Genomic DNA, 25,177 nt, shown 5'->3' on the forward strand with positions numbered 1-25,177 from the left:
TCGTCGGGTCGGTCCCGCGGCCGGGGCGGCGCGGGACCGGGCGGTCAGTCCGCCAGGCCTGTCGTCGCACGGGCCTGCTCCACTTCGTGCGCGAGCGCGGCGACTTCGGTCATGACCTGGACCACGCTGGGGAGTTCGGAACCGTCGAGGCTGCGGTACTCGCTGCCGATCGTGACGACCAGCCGCTCGGGGAGGCCCAGTTCGGGGTGGCGGCCTTCGCCGATCACCCGGCGGGCCGCCTCCGGGGCGGGCACCCCGGCGGCGTGGAAGGCGTGGGCGCGTTCCCGTACGTATTCGAGGTAGACGATGTGGTCGCGGACGCCGGCCCGGTCCAGGACCGGTCCGTGGCCGGGCACGACGGTCTCGGCGCCGGTGGCCAGGACCTGTTCGCAGGCCGCGATCACGTTGCTCAGCGGGCCCGCCCAGTGGATCGGGTGGTCGCCCGGCTGCTGCGGGGTGGAGGAGAAGATGATGTCGCCGCTGAACACGACGCCCTGCGCGGGCAGGTGGACCATCAGGTCGCCGGTGGTGTGCGCGGCGGGAAGGGACGTGATCCGGACGGGGTAGTCCCCCAGGGTCAGTTCGAGCTCGCCGCTGAAGTAGGTGGTGGGCCGGACGGGTTCGGTCCGCGACCAGTCGAAGGGGCCGAAGTGGCGTCCGAGGTAGGAACCGAGCGCGGTGGCCGGGTCGCTGTTGTTGACCAGCGCGTGCTGCTGCTGGGGCGTGGGCTCGTAGTGGATATGCTTCTCCGCCTCGCGGGTCACGATGATCTCCGCGTCCGGGAGCACCCCCGCACCCCAGAAGTGGTCCCCGTTGGCGTGCGTGACGATCACCCGGTCGACGGAGACACCGTCGGGCAGCCGCTTCGAGCTCTCGGCCAGGAACTGGCCGGCCAGCACCACGTCGTACGGGGTGTCGATCCAGAGCGCGCCGCGGGGCGAGACCAGCAGGCCGCAGTTGGCCAGACCCCAGCCCCGTTTCGGCGGGAGCCATGCGTACAGGCCCCGGCCCAGGTCAACGACGTCCCCACCGGTGATCGACATGGACGCGATTATGCCGACCGCGATCCGGCCGCGCGTTCGAACCCAGTCATATCCGGCCTCCGTTGGCGTGAAATCGCCCTATGGTCGGCCGAATGTCGGCCGACCGGTGACGGTACGAGAGCGGCCGGGCCGGTCCCCGCGGGGAATCATCGGGACATCTGCCCAGAAATACCCCGCCCCAGCTCACCCCTGTCACCGGTGCGCGGCGGCCCGCCGTCAAACCGGCAGAGGCCGATTACCCACCGAGCATGGCCGGAAACAGACGTCATGATGACCGGACGGCTCGGGACTTCCACCGCGGGCCGACGACTCGTGACTCCCACCGTCGGCCCGCGGCCGGAACTCCCGGTCTGGGCCTCAGGCGCGGACCTGACCGCGCTCGAAGTACGCCACCATCTCGGGATCGAGGGCCGGCACGTCGTACGGCGCACCGCCCTCACGCAGCGAGCGGGTCGCGAGCACACCCGCGGCGACGCTCATCCGGGCGGCGACCGGTGAGGTGTCGGTGACGCCCCCGTCGCGCACGAACCGGCAGAACTCCGCCATGACCCGGGTGTCACCGCCGCCGTGCGAACCGCCCGCCTCCGGCACCCGGTAGGTGATGTCGGCGTCGGCGCGGTAGCCGCTGGGGCCGGTGTTCCAGACCTTCACCTCGTCACCGGGGCTGTCGCCGAAGTTCTCCAGCCGCCCCTCGGTGCCGATGACGGTGTAGTTGCGCCAGTAGTCCGGGGTGAAGTGGCACTGCTGGTAGGCGGCCACGACGCCGTTGTCGAGCTGCATGTTCATCACCGACACGTCCTCGACGTCGACGACGTGGTGCAGGTCCTTGCGGGCCGTCGGCGGCCAGTCGAACTCGCGCAGCCAGTTGTCGGGGCGCGGGGTGTCCGCCTCGCGGCGCGGCAGTCCGCCGTAGACGAGCAGGTCGCCCAGCGCGTTGACGCGCCGGGTGTAGCCGCCGGCCAGCCAGTGCAGGACGTCGATGTCGTGCGCGGCCTTCTGCAGGAGCAGGCCGGTGGTCCGGGTCCGGTCGGCGTGCCAGTCCTTGAAGTAGTAGTCACCGCCGTAGCCGACGAAGTGCCGCACCCAGACGGCCTTGGGCTCGCCGATGTCGCCGCGGGCGATGATGTCGCGCATCAGGCGCACCACGCCCATGTGCCGCATGTTGTGGCCGACGTAGAGCCGGGTGCCGGTCTCGTACGCGGTGCGCAGGATGGTGTCGCAGCTCTCGACGGTGATCCCGAGCGGCTTCTCCACGAAGACCGGCTTGCCGGCCCGGAGGGCGTCGACCGCGATGACCTCGTGGGTGTCGTCCGGGGTGGCGATGACGAGCGCGTCGAGGTCGTCCCGTTCGAGGAGGAGCTTGTAGTCCTCGACCGCGACATCGGCGCCGAAGTGCTCGGCCTCGCGCCGGCGCACCTCGGGATCGAGGTCGCAGACGGCGGTGATCGCCGATCCCTGCCCGGGGTGGTGGGCGGACGTGGCGATGGAACGGCGCAGGCCGAGCCCGATGACGCCGAGTCGCAGGTCTGACACGGGAGTCCCTTCAGTCTGTACGGGGTGCGGACGGAGCCGCCCGGCGGGGCTGTCCGCACCGGCATCCCGGCGCGGCGGTCCCCCGGCCGACTGCCGTCAGATCGCAGCGGCATACACATAGTTCACGACCGCGCACCGAAATGGCAAGAGTTGCTTGTTTTCCGGCCCTAACAAACATCTTCCGTCATTCTCTTGCCCCGGTACGGATCGTTCGGCACGGGTGGCCCCGATGGCTCGGGTCAGACCGCGACGACCGTGACGCCCGCCTCCGTGAACCGCGCGGTGGCGTCGGCCGTGATGCCCCGGTCGGTGACCAGGAAGTCGACAAGGCCGAGATCGCAGACCCTGGCGAACGCCCGCTTGCCGATCTTCGACGAGTCGGCCGCCACCACCACGCGCTGGGCCTGCTGGGCGAGCAGCCGGTTGATGCTGGCCTCGCCCTCGTGGTGGACGTACGCACCGCGTTCGGTGTCGATCGCGTTGACGCCCAGCACGGCGACGTCCAGCGTGATCTCGCCCAGCACCCCGCTGGCCAGCGGGCCCGTCAGCTCGTACGACTGGGGCCTGGCCACACCGCCGGTCACCACGATCTTGATCTGCGGCCGGATCACCAGCTCGTTGGCGATGTTGAGGGCGTTGGTGACCACCGTCAGGGTCGGCTGGCCGGACGCGCCGCCGGCGCCCTCACCCACCAGGTCGGACCGCACCGCGAGCGAGCGCGCCACCTCGGTGATGGTGGTGCCGCCGGTCAGCCCCACCACCTCGCCGACCGCGACCAGCTCGGCGACGGCACGGCCGATGGCCTGCTTCTCGGGGGCGTTGCGCCCCGTCTTGTAGCGGAGTGCCAGCTCGTAGCTGACCCCGTGCGCGACGGCGCCGCCCCGGGTACGGGTGAGCAGCTGCTGTTCGGCGAGCTGGTCCAGGTCCCGGCGGATGGTCGCGGCCGAGACGTCCAGCGTCCTGGCGGCGTCCTCGACGTCCACCCGGCCGTGTTTGCCGACGAGTTCCAGCAGTGCGCTCCACCGGGCGTCCCTGGACAAGTGAATTCTCCTCACAGGTCCGGTCTGCGAGCGCCCATCCCCTTGGGCGCGATCACCGGACACGCGCAAGCGTCGCACAAGGCAACGGCGAGTCAAGCCACCTGCACGGTGGATGCTTGATAATGCGTGTACATCACGAGTAACGTACTTAATCGAGCATCCCATCACCAGTACGGAGTGCAAAAGTGTCGTTTGTCGAGATCGAGACCGCCAGTCAGCCGGACTGCTGGCGCCGTGCCGCGGAGCTCGCTCCCCGCCACGCCGACGTCCTGCCCGCCCCCGGCGAGCGCATCGCCGTGGTCGGCTGCGGCACCTCGTTCTACATGGCTCAGGCATACGCCTCGCTCCGTGAGGAGTCCGGGCAGGGCGAGTCCGACGCCTTCGCGGCCTCGGAGTTCCCCTCCCGCCGCCGCTACGACCGCGTGGTCGCCCTGACCCGCTCCGGCACCACGACCGAGGTGCTCGAACTGCTCGGCCGGCTGCGCGGGACCACCCCCACGGTCGCCGTCACCGCAGATCCGGACACTCCGGTGATGACGGCCGCCGACGCGGTGGTGGTCATCGACTTCGCGGACGAGAAGTCCGTCGTGCAGACCCGGTTCGCCACCACGCTGCTGACACTGCTGCGCGCCCACCTCGGCCTGCACACCGACGCCGTGGTCCGCGACGCGGAGGCCGCGCTGGCCGAGCCGCTGCCCGAGGGCCTCGTGGACTGCACCCAGTTCACCTTCCTCGGCCGCGGCTGGACAGCCGGTCTGGCCAACGAGGCCGCGCTGAAGATGAAGGAGGCCTCGCTGTCCTGGACGGAGGCGTACGCCTCGATGGAGTACCGCCACGGCCCCATCAGCATCGCCACCACCGGCACCGCGACCTGGACGTTCGGCGCGGCCCCCGAGGGGCTGCGCGAGCAGGTCCTCGCCACCGGTGCCCGCTGGGTCGAGAGCAGCCTGGACCCGCTGGCCGAACTGGTCCGCGTCCAGCGCCTGGCCATCGCCCGCGCCGCCGCCCGCGGCCTGGACCCGGACAGCCCGCGCCACCTGACCCGTTCGGTGGTCCTCGCGGACGCCTGAGCCGGCTGTGGAGATCGCCGAACGCACGGTGCGCGGCGGACTCCGGCGCTGACGCCTTGATCGGCCCCAGTGCCCGTCCCGGCCGGCGTCGCTCATCGCAGCGTCGGCAGCCCCGGGCAGGCTGGCGCCAGGGCCCGCGGCCCCGGGGTTACCCGGGGCCGACTTGGGTTTCGGGGGAGGTGCCGACCGAGCTCTCGCCGCGGGTTCCGTCCAGGGTCAGGACTCCTCGAAGTACGCGTCCAGGACCGCGTCGAAGCCCTCGGTCCACTCCTTGAGGCTGCTCCTGGCGGCCGCCTCGACCTCGGCGTTGAACCAGCGCCGGGTCGACATGTGGACCGTGATCGTGAACCGCCGCCCGAACCGGGCCGGCTTCAGCTCGACGGCGCCGATCTCGTCCCAGTGGAAGTCGGCCTCCTGGTCGTCCAGCGTGAACCGGATCCCCGTGCGGTCCGCGGAGATCGAGCCGCGCCGGTCGCTCACCTCGAAGGAGGGTCCGTCCTCGGCCACCTCCTCGTCCTTGTGACTGCTCTCGTCCTCCTCGTCGTCCGCCGCCGTGCCTGCGACGGGCTCGCCGTCGGACTCCACGTCCTCGGACACGGCCTCCGTCACGGCGTCGTCGGGCGCGGCATCCTCGGGTGCGGGCCCCTCGGTCTCCTCCTGGCCCTCCTCCGCCTTGCCGGCGGTTCGGGGGGCCGTGAGACCAGGGATGTACGCCGGGTCTGTCCCTGCGGCGTACGCGGGCTGAGTGTTCGGATCTATGCGCTGCTCCACGGCGGGCAGTATGGCCGACGAACCTGTACGGGGCCAGTGAGCCGTTGTTCACCACCTCCGGGAGGGGAGGGGCGGGGCGGGCCCCCGGCACGCCCCGCCCCTCCCCTCGCCCGGGCTCAGCCGGTGGTGCACGCCTCCTCGCCCAGGGCGAACGACGATGGTGCGGCGTTGCCGCCCGTCAGGGTGCCGGTGAAGCCGAAGCCCACCGAGGCACCGGGCGCCACCGCGCCGTTCCACGCGATGCTGGAGGCCGTCACCTTCGCCCCGTCCTGCGCGGCGGCCGCGTTCCACATCTGACTCACCTTCTGGCCGTCCGGGAACGTCCAGCCGAGCCGCCAGCCGTCCAGGGCCGCCGTCCCGGTGTTGGTGAGCGTCACATCGGCCTGGAAGCCGCCGGACCACTGGTTGGTGACCTTGTACGTCACCGAACAGACCGCGTCCCCGGGCGGGTTCCCCGGATCGGTGCCGGGGTCCGTACCGGGATCGGTGCCCGGGTCCGTACCGCCGCCGTCACTGTCCGAGGAGTCGCCGTACATGATTCCGCGGCCGTTGGTCGAGACGTACACCCGCCCGTAGACCCGCGGGTCACCGGTGATGGCGGCGCCGATCCAGCCCCACTGGTGCGCGTCGTCGTTGATCCGGGTCCAGGAGACACCCGCGTCCGTCGACCGGAAGACGCCACGCACGCCGCCGATCTTCGCGGTGACGAACAGCGTCTGGTACGAGGCTCCCGCGGCCGCCTTGCCGAAGCCGACCGAGTCCGCCTGCTCGACCCCGGACAGCCTGGTGAACGTCGCGCCCGAATCGGTGGAATGCCAGAGCCCGTAGGCCCCGGTCGCGCTGCCGCCCGCGAGCCACACATCGCCCTCGGTGCCCGGCACCGCCTTGAAGCGGACGTTGCCCTCGGCGGGCAGACCGCTGGACGCCTTCGCGGTGAAGGTGGCGCCGCCGTCCGTGGAGACGTAGAAGGTGCCCGCCTTGTACCCGTAGAACTTCTTCGGGTTCTTCCGGTCGGACTCGACGGTCGCCCCGGCCGGTATCCCGGTGGAAGCCGACCATGAACTCCCGTACCCCGTGGTGTGATGCACGCCCGCGCCCTCCGGGCTCCACACGAAGCCACTGGCGTCGGCCGCCGCGGCGACGGTGCCGCCGCCGGTGACTCCGGCGGGTTCGGAACCCTGGAACCAGTTGGCGCCGTTGTCCGTGGAGAAGCCGATGTGCGGGGCGGCGTCGGCGCTGCCGACCCGGACGACCGTGCCGGGGCTCGCCTCGGCGAAGTCGAGGCTGGTCGTCGAGGTGAGATTGGGCGAGGTGAACATCATGCCCGGCACGGCGTCGAGAGCGGTGTGCCGGAAGCCCCCGATGTCGCCGAGCGCGCTGAGCAGCGGGGCGCCGGACGGCGGGCTCGCCAGGTCGTTGACGGCCGTCTCCTCAAGGCCCTTCACCATCGGCGTGATCCTGAACTGGCTGCCGGAGTCCCAGTCGGTGAGGTTCTCGGTGCCGTAGACGGTCGCCCCGGTCCCGTACATCATCCGGTCCGAGTCGAACGGGTCGATCTCCAGTGCCTCCGTCATCCAGCCCAGCTTGGGCGTGGTCTCCGGCGGCGAGGGGTTGGCACCCCAGGTCAGCCAGGGCACCGAGGAGACGTCCTGGGTGAAGCGGTTGGTGCGGCTGGGGTAACTGCTGTAGTCCCAGGCCTGTGTCCAGGTCGCCCCGCTGTCCGTGGAGCGGAAGATCTGGGTGTCCGGCCACCAGGAGCTGTACGCCGTCGCCATCAGGGTGCCGGGATGCTGCCGGTCCACGGACAGTCCGCTGAATCCGTAGTAGGTGTCCGCCTCGGCGACCGGACTGACGTCCTTCCACTCGCCGGTCGCGGTGGTGTAGCGCCAGATCCGGCCCTTGCCGCCGTCGTACGGACCGCCGGTGTCGCTCAGCGTCAGATAGAGGTAGCCGTTGTCCGCGTCCAGCACGCCCTTGTGGGCCAGGTACCCGGTCGGCTGGCCGGCGATCCGCGACCAGGTGACGCCGCCGTCGGTCGAGCGGTAGACGGTGTTCTCCTTGTCGGCGACGCCGACGTAGATGTCCTGGGTGGCGCTGCCCGCGCTGCCGGTGCGCTCGTCGAACGTCACCCAGACGATGCCCTGGTTGTCGCTGCCGTATCCGCTGGTGTCGGCCGGGTCCTGGGCGTAGTCGCCCGGGTTCGGGAAGGCCGTCACCTCCGACCAGGTCGCTCCCGAATCGGTGGACCGCCACAGGCCGTTGCCGCTGGGCGCACCGAGGTACAGGACGGAGTTCCTGTTCGGGTCGACCGCGAGCCGCTCCCCCATGCCGCGCCCCGGCATGTTGCCGCCGAGCTTGAACGGGAGCGTGCTCGCCTTCCAGCTGGCGCCCCGGTCCGATGAGCGCAGGACCGCGCCGTTGGTGGGGTCCCAGCTGTTGGTGTACGTGCCCACGGCGGCGTACACGTTGTCGGGGTCCACCGAGTCGGAGGCGAGGCTGACCACCCCTGACCAGCCCCAGTGGTCCCAGTCCACCCAGTCGAGCAGCGGGGTCCACTGCTTGCCCGTCTGGTCCCAGCGGTAGGCGCCGCCGATGTCGGTCCTGGCGTAGGCGAGGTTCTTCTCCGACCGGTTGAAGACGATGCCGGGGACGAAACCGCCGCCGTCGATGCGGACGTTCTTCCAGTCGTACGTGTCCGCGGCCAGGGACACATCGGATGCTTCGGCGGCGGGCGCGGCCTCATGGGCGCGCGCCGATGCCGGGGCGCCGGTGGCGAAAAGACCGGCGGTGAGCGTGAGTGCTGCCAGCAGGGCGGCAAGGGGTCTGGCGCTTGAGCGCACGGAAACGTCCTCTCCGAACGAGACCGCCGAGAGCGGCGGTACGGGGCGGGTACGGATGTGGGAGCGCTCCCATACGCGTCCCGATGGTAGCGGCGCCAACCCGCCGCGAGAAGGGTGGTGCACAGGGTTCATCGGATGACTCGGACGTGACTCGGCCGGGCTCCGGAGCCGCCGGTCGAGCGCGCGGGTACGCCCGAAGGCCCGCACCCTGCGGGAAACCGCAGTACGGACGTACGGGCCGCCGCACCCCGCCGGGCGGCAATCCGCATACCGCCCGCCGCTGCGGGATTCCTAGCGTGAGCGGGGAGTCGTGGTGCGGTGCCGCGGCCGCCGTCCGGTCTGGAGACCCCGTATGGATGCCGTGCTGCTCGCCCTTCCGCAGGAACCCGCCGGCGGGGTCGCCGGCTGGGCGGCCGGTCTCGTCGACACCCTGGGCGGTCCGGGCGCCGGTCTGGCCATCGCGCTGGAGAACCTGTTCCCGCCGCTGCCGAGCGAGGTGATCCTGCCGCTGACCGGGTTCGCCGCGGGGCAGGGCGTGATCTCCCTGGCGTCCGCGCTGTTCTGGACCACGCTGGGCTCGGTCGCCGGGGCGGCGGCGCTGTACTGGATCGGGATGCTGTTCGGCCGCGCGCGGATGCACGCGCTGTGGGCGCGGCTCCCCCTGGTCGGGGCCGCCGATCTGGAGCGCACCGAGGCGTGGTTCGCGCGGCACGGCACCAAGGCCGTGCTGCTCGGACGCATGGTGCCGGTCTTCCGGAGCCTGATCTCCGTGCCCGCGGGCCTGGAGCGCATGCCGGTGCCGCTGTTCCTCGGGCTGACGGCCGTGGGCAGCCTGGTCTGGAACACCGTGCTGGTGATGGCGGGTTACTGGCTCGGCGACCGGTGGGACACGGTCGGGACGTACGTCGGGTTCCTCTCCAAGGCCGTCCTGATCCTGGTCCTGGCGGCACTCGCGCTGTACGTCGTCGTCCGCGTCCGGTCCTCGAACGGGCGGGCCCAGCACCGCCGTACGCCCTGAGGTGCGCCGATGACGGCGGACCGGGTGCGGGGGCAGCGGCCAGGGCGTGTTCCGAAAGCAGCGCCGCCTGCCCGGAGGGCGGGCCCGGCGGCGTCCGGTGCGTGCGTGCCGGACGCCGCCGAGCAGGCGGGACCTCCGCAACACGCACTAGGGTCGGTGCACGTGAGGGACGACCCGGCAGACACCGACGGCGGATCCGCCGGGCGGCTGTCCGCGATCGCGGGCACCCTGCTCGGCTGCCTGACCGCGCTGGCCGGACTCCTCTGCTTCGCGGTGGCCGCGGCGCTGCTGGGCGCCTTCCTGCTGTGGCCGCGCACCCGGTCCGGGGCACGGGCCCTCCTGGTCACGGGCGCCAGGAAGCTGACGGAGGTGGAGCGTTGGCGGCGGTCGTTCTTCTTCGGTGACCGGTTCCCCGAGCACCGCGCATCCGACCAGCAGGTCCTGCGCTATCTGGCCTCCCGCACCTGTGCCGGACTGCTGTGCACGGTGGTGGCCGGGCTGCTCGTCTTCGGTCTGGTGCTGGCCGGGCTGCTCGCGGCCGGGGTCCTCCGGTCGACGCTGAGCTGGCAGGAACTGCTGACCCAGGTGGTGCTCGGCTCCGTGCTCCTCTTCCTCGACGTGCAGGGGCTGTTGTCGCTCGCCGCGCTGGACGCCCGGCTCGCCCGCGCGTGCTTCGGGCCCGGCGAGCGGGAGCTGCTGGAGCGGCGCATCGGTGAACTCGCCGCGAGCCGTGCCGCGGTGGTGCGGGCGGTGGACAGCGAACGGCGGCGCGTCGAGCGCGATCTGCACGACGGGGTGCAGCAGCGGCTCGTGGCGCTCGCGATGCTGCTCGGCCGGGCCCGCCGCGCCCGCGACCCCGCACAGTCGGACGGACTGCTGGCCCAGGCGCACAAGGAGTCCGGCGAGGTCCTCGCCGAACTGCGCGAGGTGGCCTGGCGGGTCTATCCGACGGCGCTCGACAGCCTGGGCCTGCGTGAGGCGCTGGGCGGGGTGGCGGAGCGGTGCTCCCTGCCCGTGCGGGTGTCGTACGACGCGTCCGGGCCACTGCCGCGGTCCGTCGAGACGGCCGCGTACTTCGTCGTGTCGGAGTCCGTGACCAATGCCGCCAAGCACTCGGGTGCCGGGGACGTCCTCGTGCGCGTCGTGCGGCGCGGCGGCGTCCTCACCGTGCTCGTCCGTGACGACGGCACGGGCGGCGCGGACCCGGAGGGCAGCGGGCTGACGGGGCTGCGCGGCCGGGTCGCCGCACTCGACGGCATGCTGGACGTCCACAGCCCCGCCGGGGGCCCCACCACCGTGACCGCGGAGCTGCCGTGCGTGTGATTCTCGCCGAGGACTCGACCCTGCTGAGGGAGGGTCTCGTCCGGCTCCTCACCGAGGAGGGCCATGAGGTCCTCGCTGCCGTGGGGGACGCCGACGCGCTGCTTTCGGAGGTGACGGCGCAGTCGCCGGACATCGTCGTCACCGACATCCGGATGCCGCCCACGCACAAGGACGAGGGCCTGCGCGCCGCGGTGGAGATCCGCCGGCGGCGGCCGGAGATCGGGGTGCTGGTCCTGTCGCAGTACGTGGAGCGCGCCTACGCGGCCCAGTTGCTGGCCTCGAACGCCGAACGGGTGGGCTATCTCCTCAAGGACCGGGTCGCGCAGGTGGAGGAGTTCCTCGACTCGCTGGAGCGGATCCACGCGGGCGGGGCGGTCTTCGATCCGGAGGTCGTACGGCAGTTGGTCATCCGCAGCGCGCACGGCGACCCGCTCGGGCGCCTGACCCCGCGCGAGCGCACCGTCCTGGAGGCGCTGGCGCAGGGCCACACCAACGCGGCCATCGCGCAGCAGCTGCACATCTCGCTGAGTGCGGTCGAGAAGAACCTGAACACGGTCTTCGACAAGCTGGGCCTGGCACACACCACGGGCTACAACCGGCGGATCCTGGCCGTGCTGCGCTACCTGGAGGCGTGAGCGCGCCGGCCGCCCGCCGCCCCCTCCGCATCACCCGTCCTCGTGCCAGGTCTCAGCGGGCGGGCGGCGACGGGTGGATGCGGTGCAGCTCCAGTGGGGCGGGCGGGGGCAGCGGTGCGGTGCGGTCGGCCCGGAACGACTGGAGGAGATAGCCGACCAGCCGGCGGGACGCGGCCGCCGAGACCTCCGGCGAGCCCTCGGTGACGCCGCAGTTCGCCAGGAGGAGCAGGGTGACGTCGCTGGGCGCGAAGTCGGCGCGGAGCCGGCCGGCGTCCTGCGCGCGCCGGACCAGCCGGGCGATGCCCGCCTCGGCCCGGGCCCGTTCGCCGTCGAAGTCGACGGCGTCGGGGAAGCGGGAGAGGAACGCGGCGGTGAAACCCCGGTCGGTGGCCTGCATCGCGCACACCTTCTCGACGAGGGTGCAGAAGCCGCGCCAGGGGTCGGGGTCGTCGAGTGCGTCGTCGAGGGCGGCGACACAGAGGGCGAGCTGCTCGGCGAAGGCCTCGGTGATGAGCGCGGCCCGGGTGGGGAAGCGACGGTAGAGGGTGGCGACTCCGACCCCGGCCCGGCGCGCGATCGTGGTGACGGGCACGTCGATGCCGTGGGCGGCATAGGCCTCGCGCGCCGCGTCGAGGATGCGGTCGCGGTTGTGCCGGGCGTCGGCCCGCAATGCGGCGGCAGGCGCCGCGGCGGAGGCCATTTGAGAGGGCTGAGCAGGCATGTCTCTCACTTTACGGTAAGCGGAAGGTGCCATCCACTTAGCTTGTTAGCTTGAGGGGACAGAGGCGGAACAGCTGTTCCGCCCGTGGTTCCCCCGGCAGATCAGGACACGGCATGAACGAGATGCGCGCAGCCCTCTACGACCGCTACGGCCCCCCGGACGTGCTGTACACGGGCACGGTGCCCGTGCCCGTGGCCGGGCCCGGTGAGGTGCTCGTGCGGGTCCGGGCGGTCGGGGTCAACGGCGGTGAGCTGTACGGCCGGGCCGGCAGGGTGCGGCTGGTGACCGGGCGCCGCTTCCCCCAGCGCACCGGGATCGACTTCGCCGGCGAGGTCGCGGCGGTGGGCCGGTCGGTGACCGGGGTGCGGCAGGGTGAGCGGGTGTGGGGGGGGCTGCCCCGGCGGCTCGGCAGCGCGGCGGAGTACGTCGCGGTCGCGTCGCGCCAGATCGCGCCGGCCCCGGCGAACCTGACCCCGGTGGAGGCGGTCTCCCTGCTGGCGGGCGGCACGACGAGCCTGACCGCCCTGACCGACAAGTCGCGCCTCAGGCCCGGCGAACGGCTTCTGGTACGGGGCGGCAGCGGCGGTGTCGGCAGCGTGGCGGTCCAGGTCGGCAAGGTCCTGGGCGCCCATGTCACCGCGCTCGCGGGTGCGGGCAACCTCGGCTTCGTCCGCTCCCTGGGCGCCGACGAGGCCTTCGACTACCGCACGACCGGCCCCGACGGGCTGGGCACCTTCGACGTCGTGCTGGACACGGTGGGCACCCGGCACGCCGCGTTCCGGAAGCTGCTGGCCCCGGGCGGACGCATGGTCGCCCTGGCCTTCGACGTGGACAACCTCGTCCCCTCCCTCGCGTACATCGCCGCCTCGGCCGTGCACGGCTCACGGCGGGTGCGGTTCTTCAGCGGGAACCCGCACACCCCCCTGCTCACGCAGTTGACCCGTCACGTGGAGAGCGGCGACATCCGCCCGGTCGTGGACACCGTCCGCCCTCTCGACGACATCGCGGCCGCGCACCGGGCACTGGAAGCGGGCGGCGTCCGCGGGAAGCACGTCATCGAGATCGGCTGACGGCCGCCCGCCGGCCGGGGAACGACGGCCCAGTGCGGCCGAACGCGGCCGGTCAGTCCCGGTACCAGTCGGCCATGCCGGGCGGGTCGCACAGCTCCAGCACCACCTCGCCCGCCTCGGAGGTCATGCCGTCCACGGGCCTGACCCGGTCACCGACGCTCACCAGATGCGGCGCCGCGCCCACGATGCGGCACCGGTAGACGAAGCCCTCGGGGAAGCGGACCAGGGACTCGTTGCGCATGATGCGCGAGTAGCGGTTCACGACGCTGGACCGCACGACGACACCATGGCCGTCGCTGTGCTCGGACTCCAGGTCGCTCGACGCGCAGACGGGGCACAGGAGTTTACGGAAGGACGTCGTGCCGCACCATCGGCACACCTGGTAGGTCAGGCCTTCCGTGCGGTGCTGCTCGGCCGCCTCGCGAGCCGTCGGCTCCACGTCGATTCCGGTGATGAACACGCCTCGGCCTCCCGCACTCGACTGGGTGCGCCGCACCTGTGGCGACGGCACAACGGCACCGTAGGGCACTTAGTTCCACGAAGTAAAGGTACTCAGTGCCGATAGAAGGTGAACTAGCTCTCAGTGGTGGTTCATTCGTCGCCCAGAGCCGATTCGATGCGCTGCACGACACGCCACAACGGGGCGCCCTTCGGCGCGACCATCACGATCACATCGTCCTCGGCGGCGGGCAGGGGCGGCCGTTCGGCCGCCGAGCCCCACACGGTCCGGACGAGTTCGAGCGCCCGGTCGACCTCGGCCCCGGCATCGCCCCTGCCGCCCGAACGCAGCCAGGACCGCAGCCCGTTGTTGTGCGCGGCGACCACGGACGCGGCGGCCACCTCGGCACGCAGGGCCGCGTCCGGAGCACCCTCCCACCGGCGCTCCAGATACCCGGCCATGGTCCGCTCGTAGCGGCGCACGACGGAGAGTTCATAGGTGCGCAGACCCGGCACCTCCCGGGTGAGCCGGTAGCGCTGCACGGAGAACTCCGGCTTCTCCGCGTACATCCGCAGCACCAGCCGGGCCGCGTCGCACACCGTCTCCACCGGGTCGCCGCCCGCGGCGGTCTCCAGGAACGCGGTCATGTCCGCGAGACACCGCTCGTGGTCGGGGAAGACCGCGTCCTCCTTCGAGGGGAAGTAGCGGAAGAACGAACGCCGCCCCACCCCCGCGCTGGCGACGATGTCGTCCACCGTGGTCCGCTCGAAACCGCGCTCCAGGAAGAGTGCGAAGGCCGCCTCGGCGAGCACCTCACGCATCGGGGGCTTCTTGGCCGGCCCGCGGTCATCGCTCATGCCGGAAACGTAGCATCAGAATGGAGCCTTCGATACTGGGTACCTTTACCCAGGGTACTGAGTGCCATAGGATCGTTGCAGAGACACCACGAAGTACAGGGAGAGCCGGCGTGAGCTTGAGGATCGTTGTCTGTGTGAAGTACGTGCCCGACGCGACCGGTGACCGGCATTTCGCCGATGACCTGACGTTGGATCGTGAGGATGTCGACGGGCTGCTGTCGGAGCTGGACGAGTACGCGGTCGAGCAGGCGTTGCAGATCGCGGACGCGGCGGACGATGCGGAGGTCACCGTGCTGACGGTGGGTCCGGAGGACGCCAAGGACGCGTTGCGCAAGGCGTTGTCGATGGGTGCGGACAAGGCCGTTCATGTCGAGGACGACGATCTGCACGGCACGGATGTGATCGGTACGTCGCTGGTGCTGGCGAAGGCGATCGAGAAGACGGGTTACGACCTGGTGATCTCGGGGATGGCGTCGACGGACGGCACGATGGGTGTGGTCCCGGCGCTGCTGGCCGAGCGGCTGGGTGTGCCGCAGGTGACGCTGCTGTCCGAGGTGTCGGTCGAGGGCGGTGTGGTGAAGGGCCGCCGGGACGGTGACACGGCGTCCGAGCAGCTGGAGGCGTCGCTGCCGGCGGTGGTGTCGGTGACCGACCAGTCCGGTGAGGCCCGTTACCCGTCGTTCAAGGGGATCATGGCCGCGAAGAAGAAGCCGGTCGAGTCGCTGGACCTGGACGACCTGGGGATCGACGCGGACGAGGTCGGCCTGGGTGGCGCGTGGACCGCGGTCGACTCCGCCGCGCAGCGTCCGGCCCGTACCGCGGGCACGATCGTCAAGGACGAGGGCGAGGGCGGCAAGCAGCTGGCCGAGTTCCTGGCCGGCCAGAAGTTCATCTGACCCTCCGGGTCCGATCCGTCGTCTTTGTTCCGTCTCGGTGTAGGAGATTGAAGTTCCATGGCTGAAGTTCTCGTTTTTGTCGATCATGTGGACGGTGCGGTCCGCAAGCCGACGCTGGAGCTGCTGACGCTGGCGCGTCGTATCGGTGAGCCGGTCGCGGTGGCGCTGGGTGCGGGTGCCGCGGGCACGGCCGGTGTGCTGGGTGAGCACGGCGCGGTGCGGGTGCTGACCTCGGAGGCGTCGCAGTACGCCGAGTACCTGGTGGTACCGAAGGTCGACGCGCTGCAGGCGGCGTGCGCGGCGGTGTCGCCGGTGGCGGTGCTGTTGCCGTCGTCGGCGGAGGCCAAGGAGATCGCGGCCCGCCTCGCGGTGCGGATCGGGTCGGGGATCATCACCGACGCGGTGGACCTGGAGGCCGGCGAGCAGGGTCCGGTGGCGACGCAGTCGGCGTTCGCGGCGTCGTTCAGCACGAAGTCGCGGGTCTCGCGCGGTGTTCCGGTGATCACGGTGAAGCCGAACTCGGCGCCGGTGGAACCGGTCGCGGGCGCGGGTGCGGTCGAGGAGCTGGCGGTGGAGTTCTCGGCGCAGGCCACCGGCACGAAGGTGCTCTCGCGCACCCCGCGTGAGTCGACCGGGCGTCCGGAGCTGACCGAGGCCGCGATCGTGGTCTCGGGCGGCCGTGGCGTCAACGGCGCGGAGAACTTCGCGGTCATCGAGGCCCTCGCCGACTCGCTCGGTGCCGCCGTCGGCGCCTCGCGCGCCGCGGTGGACGCCGGCTGGTACCCGCACTCCAACCAGGTCGGCCAGACCGGCAAGTCCGTCTCGCCGCAGCTCTACATCGCCTCGGGCATCTCCGGCGCGATCCAGCACCGGGCCGGCATGCAGACCTCGAAGACCATCGTCGCGGTCAACAAGGACGCCGAGGCCCCGATCTTCGACCTCGTCGACTACGGCGTCGTCGGCGACCTCTTCAACGTCGTCCCCCAGCTCACCGACGAGGTCAACACCCGCAAGGGCTGACCCCCACGGCACACAGCACAGCACGACGGCCCGGGGCCGCGCGGTGAACCCACCGCGCGGCCCCGGGCCGTTCCCGATCCGTCGTTCGTCCGGCTTTCGCCGGTCAGGCGATGTCGATGATCGTGCGCAGCGCCTCGCCGGTGTGCATCTGGCGGATCGCCTCGTTGATGCCGGTGAGCGGCACGTGAGGGGTGATCATCGACTCCAGGTCGATGCGGCCCGCGCGCCACAGGTCGATGATGGTGGCGTAGCTCCGGCGGATGTCGTCGCCGCCGTAGAACGAGGGCAGGATCTTCTTCTCCTTGAGGACCAGTTCGGCCATGGAGATGTCGGGCAGGTCCTTCAGTGAGCCCGCGCCGACCAGACAGACGGTGCCGCCGAGCCGGGTCGCGTCGTACGCGGCGCGCAGCGTCGCGGACCTGCCGACCGCCTCGAAGGCGTAGTCGACGCCGTATCCGCCGGTCAGCCGCTCGACCGTGGCGGCGAGGTCCTCGGGTACGACGGCCTCGGACGCACCGAACCGCAGCGCCGTCTCGCGGCGGTTCTCGGTGGGGTCGACCGCGATGATCCGTGCGGCCCCGGCGACCTTGGCCCCCTGGAGGATGCTGATGCCGATGCCGCCCAGGCCGATGACGGCCACCGAGGAACCCGGCTTCACCTTCGCCGTGTTGAGGGCGGCGCCGATGCCCGTGGTGACGCCGCAGCCGATGGGCTCACCGTCATCGACAACGCGGCCCGCACCGGCACCACACAGGACCGCGGCCACCTCACGGACCGGCTCACCCGGCTCGGCACCGCGCTCCTGCTCGCCGACCAGTAGCGGTCAGTCCAGCAACTCCTCGACGAGAGAGGCCGCCCGCGGGGTGCCGCCCTCGGACCGCGCCTCGGCGCGCAGCGCCGCCGAGCGGCGGGCGGTCTCCGGGTCGGCGACCAGTTCGGTCAGGGCCGTCCGCAGCGCATCGGCGGTGGCGTCCGCGGTGTCGATACGGCGGGCCACGCCCAGTTCCACCAGCCGGTCGGCGTTCATGAACTGGTCGACGGCCTGCGGAACCGCGATCATCGGGACCCCGGTGTACAGGCCCTCGGAGCTGCCGCCCATGCCCGCATGGGTGACGAAGGCGTCGGCCTGTTCCAGGATCGCCAGCTGCGGCACCCAGGAGTGCACTTCGACGTTGTCCGGGATGGTGCCGAGCGCCGCCCGGTCGGTGGTCTTGCCGACCTGGAGCACGACGTGCCAGCCCGGCAGGTCCCCGTACGCGGCCAGGCACTGGCGGTAGAACTCGGGGCGGTCGGTGAACGCCGAGCCCAGCGAGACCAGCAGGACGCGCTCCGCGTCAGCGGGGCGGGTCCAGCTCTGCTCGGCGGCGCGTCCCCCGAAGCACGGGCCGACGAACGTCACCGTGCCGGTGTCGACGTCGTCGCCGTGCGGCTGCATCGCGCGGGGGATGAGCGCCAGGGTGTGCGCGGGGCGGCCGGAGAACACCTCCATGGCGGTGGTGGAGGCGCCGCAGCCGGCGAGCCACCCGTCGAACCTCGCCCGGTACGCGTCAGCGCCCGGCAGCGCCCACAGCTGCGCCGACACCTCCTGTTCGTAGCCCTCCCACGCGACGAGGGTCGGGGACAGCTGCATCAGGGGACGCTTCTGCGACTCGGCGAGCGCCCGCGCGGCGTACGCCCCGATGTCGTACAGGTAGAGGTCGGCGGGGTCGTCGTCGTAGAAGGCGCGCAGTTGCGGAAGGGCCTGGACGGCGTCGTCGAGGAAGACGCTCATCGCGGCGATCGGGTCGTCGGGCCAGTTGTTGTCGGCGACCGGCAGCACCGAGCCGTACGGGATGAACTCGGCGCCGGTGGCCTCGATCCGGTCGGCCACGGCCGGGTCGTTGGCATAGGTCACCCGGTGGCCGCGGGCCACCAGCTCCCGGATGACTTCGAGGCTCGGCAGGACATGACTGACGGCGGGGATGCCGACCATGGCGATGTGGGCACGGCGACGTGACATGGAAGATCACTCGATTCAGGTCTGCGGCGAACGGGACACGGCGGGCCGGTGCGCCGGCCCGCCCGGCCGGAGCCGGGTCGTGGGCGCGCACACGGAGGTGCCGGGACGGAGGCCGGGGCGCTGCCCCGTCCGCGTCAGCCGTAGATCTGAAGGAATTGCATGCCGGAAACCCTAATCGGTGTCCGGGACCGCCGCACGTGGTTTTGCGGCGGTCCCGGACACCGGCGCCGTCACCGGGGCGGGGCGGCCGCTTCGAGTTCGTCGATGCTGCCGGACATGAGGGTGCGTACGTGCTCGGTGACGTGTTCCGCGGGCCAGTCCCACCAGGCCAGGGCGAGCAGCCGGGCGATGTCCCGGTCGTCGTACCGGGTGCGGATGAGGCGGGCCGGGTTGCCTCCGACGATCCCGTAGTCGGGCACGTCCTTGGTGACCACCGAGCCGGCACCGATGATCGCGCCGTTGCCGATCCGTACCCCGGGCATCACGGTGGCGCCGTGCCCGAACCAGACGTCGTGGCCGACGACGGTGTCGCCCCGGTTCGGCAGTCCGGTGAGCAGATCGAAGTGGTCCGACCAGGAGCCGCCGAGGGTGGGGAAGGGGAAGGTGGAGGGGCCGTCCATGCGGTGGTTGGCGCCGTTCATGATGAACCGCACCCCGGTGCCCAGCGCGCAGAACCTGCCGATGACCAGCTTCTCCGGACCGTAGTGGTACAGCACGTTGCGGGTCTCGAACGCGGTCGCGTCGTCCGGGTCGTCGTAGTAGGAGTACTCCCCCACCTCGATCAGCGGGGACTTCACCAGCGGTCTGAGCTGGACGACCCGTGGCTGGCCGGGCATCGGGTGGAGGACGGTCGGATCGGCCGGTACGGGCATGGCGGGCGGCTCCCTCACGGGTTGCGGACAGGACCGCTCCCATGATCGCGCCGCCGCCCCCGCCGCGACACCGGTTCTGGCCGGGCGGGGCGGGGGCGGACGGCATCCGGTCAGGGCTGGAGCGGCATCGTCCAGCAGTTCGACGTGGTGCCCTTGCCCGAGAGCCGGTCGGTCATCCAGGAGATCGCGTCGCCCTGGTCGGTGATCAGCGGGACCAGGTGGTTGGTCAGGAGCTTGTCGCCGAGGTTGGGCAGGACGACCGCGTCGTAGGTGACGGCTGCGCCCTTGCGGCACCAGTCCACGGCCAGTTGGCGGGCCTGGGCGTGGGGCACGATGTCGTCCTGGACCCCGGTGGCCAGGCGCACCGGCCCGGCGGGCTTCAGGGTGCCGATGCGCTGCCGGTCCAGGGCCGCCTGCGCCTTGGGCTCGGCGGCGATGACGTCACCGAGGGACTTTCCGCTGGTGGTCCACTTGGTGCTCTTGGTGAAGCCGTAGCCGAAGATCGCGTCGCCGACGCACATGGTCGAGGCGTCCTTCAGCGCGGCCCGGCCGGTGTCGTTGACGTTGGCCTCGACGACCTCCCGCAGGTCGGGGTCGGCCTGGGAGAACCCGTTGATCGACCAGGCCAGGGCGCCGGCGAGCGCGCTGCCGTCGATGCCCTTCATGGTCGCGGTCAGGTCGGCGGGCGGCGCACCGGCGTAGGTGCCGGCGAGTTTGACGTCGGGCGCGTAGGACGGCTGGAGTTCGGCGGCGGACGCGCTGGCTCCACCGCCCTGGCTGTAGCCGTAGAGGCCGGTGCGCGAGTCGGCCGTGATCGAGGTGCCGGGCAGCCGGTGCGCGGCACGGGCCGCGTCCAGCAGGGCGTGGCCCTGGTCGAGCCGGTTGACGTAGGTGTGGAGCCGGTCGGTCGTACCCAGGCCGACGTAGTCGGTGACCACGACGGCGACCCCGGCGGAGAGCAGCCGGTAGATCGCCAGGGTCTCGTAGCCGACCGACACCGTCTCGGGGGTCAGCGCCAGCGGGTGCTGGAGGCTCAGGGAGGGTGCGCACTGGTCGCCCTGGCCCACGGTGCCGGAGGCCAGCGCCACCAGGGGTCGCGGACCGGAGCCCTTCCATGCGGCCGAGGGCTCGATGTAGGCGCCGGTCACCGCGACGGGCTGCCCGCCCGAGTCGGTGGAGCGGTACATCAGCCGGGTGGCCGTGCCGGGCATCGGGCGGCCGTCCAGTCCCGGCAGGCTCAGCCCGAGGGGCAGGGGCTCATGGCGGATCAGCTCGCCGTTGGCGGCCGGGAGTCCGGCCGGCGGGTTGTAGAAGTCGGGGATGGTCACTCCCCGGGAGACCACGGGCTGCGACCCGTCGCCGACGGACGCGGACGCGGGCGCGGCGTACGCGGCGACGCAGGCCGCCGCGGTCACGGCGACGGCCGCCGCGCGCAGGCCGCCGGACGGCCGGCGGGCGGGGGAGGCCAGGGGGGACCTCGGGGGGAAGGTGGAAAGCGAACGGGTGCTCTTGCGGCTCACAGCTCACTCCTCGCTCTGCTCCGGATGCGGGTGAGCGCAAGCTAGCAGCGGTAGTTACCGCAAGTAACCCGCGAGTAAGTTACGCTAGGGTAACTATCGCGTGATGGCTGGTCAGCGCCGTGAACGCACCCCGCCCGGGACGGAAGTCGGATGTCCCGGACGGTACGTGGGCGTCCCGGGCGGTCAGTAGACGTCCCGGACGTACCGCTTGTCGGCGGCGAGCTGTTTGACGTACAGAGCCGCCGCGTCCGGACCGAGACCGCCGTGGGTGACGGCGATGTCGCGCAGCGCCCGGTCGACGTCCTTGGCCATCCGCGCGGCGTCCCCGCAGACGTAGAAGTGCGCGCCGTCCTGGAGCCAGGTCCAGAGCTGGGGGCCGTGTTCCCGGATCCGGTCCTGGACGTAGACCTTGGCGCGCTGGTCGCGGGAGAAGGCGGTGTCCAGGCGGGTGAGGGTGCCGTCGGCGAGGAAGGCGGTCAGCTCGTCCTCGTAGGTGAAGTCGGTGGCCCGGTGCTGTTCGCCGAAGAAGAGCCAGTTGGGGGCCCCGTGGCCGCGGGCCCGGCGCTCCTCCAGGAAACCGATGAAGGGCGCGACGCCGGTCCCCGGCCCGACCATCACCATGGGGGTGCCGGGCGAGGCGGGCGGCCGGAAGTGCGGCGAGCGCTGGACGAACACCGGAACCGGGGCGTCCGGGGCGGCGTCGGCGAGGAACGCCGAGCACACGCCCTTGCGGGGGCGGCCGTTCAGGTTCTCGTACCGGACGACGGAGACCGTCAGGGACACCTGGTGCGGGTCGGTGAGCGGGCTGGACGATATCGAGTACAGACGGGGCTGCAGCCGCCTGAGGACACCGGCCCACTCCTGCGGCGCGGCGTGCACGGGGTGTTCGGCGACGACGTCGACGGCCTGCCGGCCCCACGACCAGCGGGCGAGTTCACCCTTGTTGTCGGGGCGCAGCAGCTTCTTCATCTCCCGGTCGCCGGTGCGCTCGGTGAGGAAGCCCAGCAGGGCGGGGGTGAGCCGGGTGATGTCCAGGTGCCGGTGCAGTGCTTCGGCGAGCGGGAGTTCGCCGGCTCCGGTGATCTCGACCGGGGCCGCGGGGTCGAGTCCGGTGACGGCGAGCCATTCGGTCACCAGCTCCGGGCAGTTGACGGGGTGCACGCCGAGCGCGTCGCCGGCCTCGTAGACCAGCGGAACGGCGCTGTCACGGGTGTCGAGGGTGAAGCGGCGGACCTCCTTGGCCGCGCCGGGGAGGCTGAGGAGGCGGTTCCCGGTGAGCCGCGCGGTGGCGGGGGCCGGCCTGGCGCGGCGCGCGGGCGGGGCCGGGGCGGGAGCCGGCGCCGGCGCGGGTACGGCCGCCGGGGAGGGTGCCGGTGCGGTGAGGCTGCCGAGGACGTGGTCGAGCCAGGCGTGGGCGGAGGGTTCGTAGTCCGGTTCGCAGTCGGTGCGCGGCGCCAGGCGCACCGCCCCCAGTTCGTCCAGCCGCTGGTCGAGCCGGCGTCCGTGGCCGCAGAAATCGTCGTACGAGGAGTCCCCGAGGGCCAGGACCGCATAGCGGCGGCCGTCCATCCGCGGGGTGTCGGCCGTCGTCAGGGCGTCCCACAAGCCCGATCCGTTGTCGGGGGCGTCCCCGTCGCCGAAGGTGCTCGTGATCAGCAGCAGGTCGGCGGCGGGCGGGAGGGACCCGAGGTCCGTGTCGTCCATGCCGAGGAGCGCGGCGCGGTGCCCGGTGGCGGTGAGACGGTCGGCGGTGGCCGCGGCGAACTCCTCGGCGTTGCCCGTCTGCGAGGCCCACAGCACGAGGACCTCACGCTCCGCGGACGCGGTGTGCGCCGTGTCCGGTGCCCCGCCGGTGTGCGGGGTACGCGAGTGCATGCCGGCCAGCACACCGTTCACCCACCGGGCGTGGTCCTCGCTGAACGGTGCGCCCGCGGGCAGCACGGGGACGCCGGGCGCACCCGACTCCAGTCCGGCCAGGAAGCCCACCAGGTACTGGCGTTCGTGCGCGGCGAGCACGGGCGGCGGGGTGTCCGCCAGCCCGAACACCGAGGCTGCGCCGGGCCGGACGGCCGTCGGCACGATCACCGCCGGTTCCGCTGCGGGGCCGCCGGGGAGCGACGGGACGGGTGCCGCGGGAGCCGCGCTCCTCGCCAGCGTCACCGCGCACATCTTGAACCCGGGCTGGAAGGAGATCGGGTCGACGGCGTCGCTGGTCACGGCGTTGACGCTGAGGTACTCGCCGAACAGGTCGTTCCAGTGGAACGGCGCGAAGCAGCAGCCCGGCCGCACCCGGTCGGTCACGACGGCGGGCAGTACGGCCCGGCCGCGCCGGGAGGCGATCTCGACGGAGTCGCCCTCCGCGATGCCCAGCCGTGCGGCGTCCCCGGGGTGGATCTCGACGAACGGGGCCGGGTCGAGCCGGTTGAGCCGGTCGACCTTTCCGGTCTTGGTCAGGGTGTGCCACTGATGCTGCAGCCGGCCGGTGTTGAGGACGAACGGGTAGTCGTCGTCGGGCATCTCCGCGGCCGGGACGTGCGGGCGGGCGAAGAAGACGGCCCGGCCGCTCTCCGTCGGGAACACCGGGCCGCCGCCCCCGGCCGTGTAGCGGATCGGGTTGCGGTCCGGGCCGTCGGCGGACGCGGCGGGCCACTGGACGGGGGTGGCCCGCAGCCGCTCGTACGTCACCCCGCGCAGGTCGTAGCCGGTGCGCGGGTTCGCGGCGCGCTTGATCTCCTCGAAGATCTCCTCGGCGCCGGCGTAGGAGAAGGCGTCCGCGTATCCCATCGCGCAGGCGATCCGAGCGATGATGCGCCAGTCCGCGAGCGCCTGCCCCGGCGGCTCAACGGCCGGCCGGGCCAGGGTGAGCACGCGCTCGCTGTTGACCAGGACGCCCTCGGTCTCGGTCCACAGGGCGCCCGGCAGCACGACGTCGGCGTAGGCGTTGGTCTCGGTGTCGGCGAACACGTCCTGGGTGATGACGAGTTCCGCCGTCTCCAGCGCCTCGATGACCGTGCGGCGGTTGGCGACCGAGGCGACGGGGTTGGTGCAGATGATCCAGCACGCCTTGATCTCGCCCCCGGCCATCCGCCGGAACAGGTCGACGGTGCCCTCGCCGGATCCGTCCTTGCGTACGGTGCCGGGTGCGAGCCCCCACAGCTCCTCGGCGAAGGCGCGGTCCTCGTCCACCAGGACCGACCGCTGACCGGGCAGCCCGGGGCCCATGTAGCCCATCTCGCGGCCGCCCATGGCGTTCGGCTGCCCGGTGAGCGAGAACGGGCCGCTGCCGGGGCGGCAGATCGCGCCGGTCGCCAGGTGCAGGTTGATCAGGGCGTTGGTGTTCCAGGTGCCGTGGGTGGACTGGTTGAGCCCCATGGTCCAGCAGCTCATCCACTCCCCCGCGGCGCCGATCCACTCGGCCGCCCGGCGGATGTCGTCCTCCGGGATTCCGGTGGTCGCGGAGACGGCCGCGGGCGGATAGTCCGCGAGGAACTCCGGCATCGCCTCCCAGCCCTCGGTGTGCGCGGCGATGAAACCGGTGTCCGTGCGGCCGTTCTCGTGCAGGAGGTGCAGCAGGCCGTTGAGCAGCGCGAGGTCCGTGCCGGGCTTGATCTGGAGGAAGAGACCGGCCTTGTCCGCGGTGGCGGTCCGGCGCGGGTCGACGACGATCAGCCGGGCACCGGCCTTCACCCGCTCCATCATGCGCAGGAAGAGGACCGGGTGGCAGTCGGCCATGTTGGAGCCGATGACGAGGAAGACGTCCGCCTTCTCGAAGTCGTCGTAGGAGCCGGGCGGCCCGTCGGCGCCGAGGGAGAGCTTGTAGCCGCTGCCCGCGCTCGCCATGCACAGCCGGGAGTTGGACTCGATCCGGTTGGTCCCGATGAAGCCCTTGGCCAGCTTGTTCGCCAGGTACTGGGCCTCCAGGCTCATCTGCCCGGACACATAGAGCGCGAAGGCGTCGGGCCCGTGCTCGTCGATGATGCTCCGCAGCCGCTGCGCGGTGTCGGCGATCGCCGCGTCCACCTCGGCGGGGACCGGCTCGGCGCCGCGTTCGGTGCGCACGAGCGCGGTGGTCAGCCGCCCGGGGGCGGCGAGCATGGCGGCCGTGGTCGCGCCCTTGGTGCAGAGCCGTCCCGCGTTGGCCGGGTGCGCCTTGTCGCCGGACGCCTTGAGGACCGTACGGCGGCCGTCGGGTCCGGCCCCGATGTCGAGGACCAGCCCGCACCCCACACCGCAGTACGAGCAGACCGTCCGAACCTGGGCGCTCGCCGTCCGCGACTCCTGTGTGGACACCGGGTGGCCTCTCTGTGGATCGGATCGTGTCCCGACCGTACGAATTGCCCGTTACGCCGATGTGACCCCGGCCGATCATGGGCGGTAACGCCCTTCACACAGCCGCCGGAGCGGCACTGTGAGCCGGTGGCCCGGACCCCCCGGACACACCGTGAATCACCACGGATATCCGTATACGGACCGGCCGCGGGCACCCGGATTCCAAGAACACGCCCAGGGC

At 72.0% G+C, this 25,177-nt stretch carries 19 protein-coding genes and 1 pseudogene; 7 read left to right on the forward strand and 13 right to left on the reverse strand.

Annotated elements, in window-relative coordinates; genetic code table 11:
* Nucleotides 1-44 precede the first annotated feature (44 nt).
* From OG521_09445 to OG521_09455, 3 genes are all read right to left on the reverse strand, one after another.
* Nucleotides 45-1,043 (reverse strand): MBL fold metallo-hydrolase, encoded by a 999-nt coding sequence (locus tag OG521_09445; protein WUW20999.1) that lies wholly within the window; start codon nucleotides 1,041-1,043, stop codon nucleotides 45-47.
* A 357-nt stretch (nucleotides 1,044-1,400) separates the two neighbouring features.
* The gene (locus OG521_09450) at nucleotides 1,401-2,576 is read right to left on the reverse strand and encodes a Gfo/Idh/MocA family oxidoreductase (GenBank protein WUW21000.1); all 1,176 of its coding nucleotides are present in this window, start codon (nucleotides 2,574-2,576) and stop codon (nucleotides 1,401-1,403) included.
* Nucleotides 2,577-2,815: 239 nt separating this feature from the next.
* On the reverse strand, nucleotides 2,816-3,616 hold the full coding sequence (locus tag OG521_09455) for a DeoR/GlpR family DNA-binding transcription regulator (GenBank protein ID WUW21001.1): 801 nt from the start codon (nucleotides 3,614-3,616) through the stop codon (nucleotides 2,816-2,818).
* Between the two features lie 185 nt (nucleotides 3,617-3,801).
* Between OG521_09455 and OG521_09460 the strand changes: the two genes are divergently transcribed.
* On the forward strand, nucleotides 3,802-4,686 hold the full coding sequence (locus OG521_09460; GenBank protein WUW21002.1) for an SIS domain-containing protein: 885 nt from the start codon (nucleotides 3,802-3,804) through the stop codon (nucleotides 4,684-4,686).
* Nucleotides 4,687-4,902: 216 nt separating this feature from the next.
* On the opposite strand, the gene OG521_09465 is transcribed toward OG521_09460, so the two are convergent.
* Together OG521_09465 and OG521_09470 are read right to left on the reverse strand one after the other, a co-directional pair.
* The gene (locus OG521_09465) at nucleotides 4,903-5,457 is read right to left on the reverse strand and encodes a hypothetical protein (GenBank protein WUW21003.1); all 555 of its coding nucleotides are present in this window, start codon (nucleotides 5,455-5,457) and stop codon (nucleotides 4,903-4,905) included.
* A 116-nt stretch (nucleotides 5,458-5,573) separates the two neighbouring features.
* Nucleotides 5,574-8,264 carry a cellulose binding domain-containing protein gene (locus tag OG521_09470; protein ID WUW26626.1) on the reverse strand — a complete coding sequence of 897 codons (2,691 nt, stop codon included), beginning with the start codon at nucleotides 8,262-8,264 and terminating at the stop codon, nucleotides 5,574-5,576.
* A 385-nt stretch (nucleotides 8,265-8,649) separates the two neighbouring features.
* Between OG521_09470 and OG521_09475 the strand changes: the two genes are divergently transcribed.
* From OG521_09475 to OG521_09485, 3 genes are all read left to right on the forward strand, one after another.
* Nucleotides 8,650-9,315: a DedA family protein gene (locus OG521_09475; protein ID WUW21004.1), complete on the forward strand. Its 666-nt coding sequence runs from the start codon at nucleotides 8,650-8,652 to the stop codon at nucleotides 9,313-9,315.
* 162 nt (nucleotides 9,316-9,477) lie between these two features.
* Nucleotides 9,478-10,638, forward strand: a complete 1,161-nt coding sequence (locus tag OG521_09480) for a histidine kinase (protein WUW21005.1) — start codon at nucleotides 9,478-9,480, stop codon at nucleotides 10,636-10,638.
* Nucleotides 10,629-11,273 carry a response regulator transcription factor gene (locus OG521_09485; GenBank protein ID WUW21006.1) on the forward strand — a complete coding sequence of 215 codons (645 nt, stop codon included), beginning with the start codon at nucleotides 10,629-10,631 and terminating at the stop codon, nucleotides 11,271-11,273. Before OG521_09480 ends, OG521_09485 begins: the two co-directional genes overlap by 10 nt.
* A 52-nt stretch (nucleotides 11,274-11,325) precedes the next feature.
* Here OG521_09485 and OG521_09490 read toward each other — a convergent pair whose 3' ends face one another.
* Nucleotides 11,326-11,994: a TetR/AcrR family transcriptional regulator gene (locus OG521_09490; GenBank protein ID WUW21007.1), complete on the reverse strand. Its 669-nt coding sequence runs from the start codon at nucleotides 11,992-11,994 to the stop codon at nucleotides 11,326-11,328.
* A gap of 113 nt (nucleotides 11,995-12,107) precedes the next feature.
* On the opposite strand from OG521_09490, the gene OG521_09495 reads away from it, so the two are divergent.
* Complete coding sequence (locus OG521_09495) at nucleotides 12,108-13,064, forward strand: NAD(P)-dependent alcohol dehydrogenase (GenBank protein WUW21008.1); 957 nt, start codon at nucleotides 12,108-12,110, stop codon at nucleotides 13,062-13,064.
* A gap of 52 nt (nucleotides 13,065-13,116) precedes the next feature.
* Here the strand turns inward: OG521_09495 and OG521_09500 are convergent, their stop codons facing one another.
* Entirely contained in the window at nucleotides 13,117-13,518 is a 402-nt protein-coding gene (locus OG521_09500) for a zinc ribbon domain-containing protein (GenBank protein ID WUW26627.1), read from the reverse strand.
* Nucleotides 13,519-13,655: 137 nt separating this feature from the next.
* Nucleotides 13,656-14,360 carry a TetR/AcrR family transcriptional regulator gene (locus OG521_09505; GenBank protein WUW21009.1) on the reverse strand — a complete coding sequence of 235 codons (705 nt, stop codon included), beginning with the start codon at nucleotides 14,358-14,360 and terminating at the stop codon, nucleotides 13,656-13,658.
* Between the two features lie 110 nt (nucleotides 14,361-14,470).
* Between OG521_09505 and OG521_09510 the strand changes: the two genes are divergently transcribed.
* Together OG521_09510 and OG521_09515 are read left to right on the forward strand one after the other, a co-directional pair.
* A complete protein-coding gene (locus OG521_09510) occupies nucleotides 14,471-15,256 on the forward strand; it encodes an electron transfer flavoprotein subunit beta/FixA family protein (GenBank protein WUW21010.1) in 786 nt (261 codons plus the stop codon).
* A 57-nt stretch (nucleotides 15,257-15,313) separates the two neighbouring features.
* Nucleotides 15,314-16,276, forward strand: coding sequence for an electron transfer flavoprotein subunit alpha/FixB family protein (locus OG521_09515; protein ID WUW21011.1), 963 nt, complete (start codon nucleotides 15,314-15,316; stop codon nucleotides 16,274-16,276).
* 103 nt (nucleotides 16,277-16,379) lie between these two features.
* Here OG521_09515 and OG521_09520 read toward each other — a convergent pair.
* From OG521_09520 to OG521_09540, 5 genes and pseudogenes are all read right to left on the reverse strand, one after another.
* A pseudogene (locus OG521_09520) lies at nucleotides 16,380-16,985 on the reverse strand (zinc-binding dehydrogenase).
* Nucleotides 16,986-17,099: 114 nt separating this feature from the next.
* Nucleotides 17,100-18,275 carry a glycosyl transferase gene (locus OG521_09525; GenBank protein ID WUW21012.1) on the reverse strand — a complete coding sequence of 392 codons (1,176 nt, stop codon included), beginning with the start codon at nucleotides 18,273-18,275 and terminating at the stop codon, nucleotides 17,100-17,102.
* 230 nt (nucleotides 18,276-18,505) lie between these two features.
* A complete protein-coding gene (locus tag OG521_09530; protein ID WUW21013.1) occupies nucleotides 18,506-19,147 on the reverse strand; it encodes a CatB-related O-acetyltransferase in 642 nt (213 codons plus the stop codon).
* 110 nt (nucleotides 19,148-19,257) lie between these two features.
* Entirely contained in the window at nucleotides 19,258-20,667 is a 1,410-nt protein-coding gene (locus OG521_09535) for a lipase family protein (GenBank protein ID WUW21014.1), read from the reverse strand.
* A gap of 183 nt (nucleotides 20,668-20,850) precedes the next feature.
* Nucleotides 20,851-24,957, reverse strand: a complete 4,107-nt coding sequence (locus OG521_09540; protein WUW21015.1) for a molybdopterin-dependent oxidoreductase — start codon at nucleotides 24,955-24,957, stop codon at nucleotides 20,851-20,853.
* Nucleotides 24,958-25,177: the final 220 nt, after the last annotated feature.

Source organism: Streptomyces sp. NBC_01463 (assembly GCA_036227345.1).
In the GTDB taxonomy this organism is placed as follows: domain Bacteria; phylum Actinomycetota; class Actinomycetes; order Streptomycetales; family Streptomycetaceae; genus Streptomyces.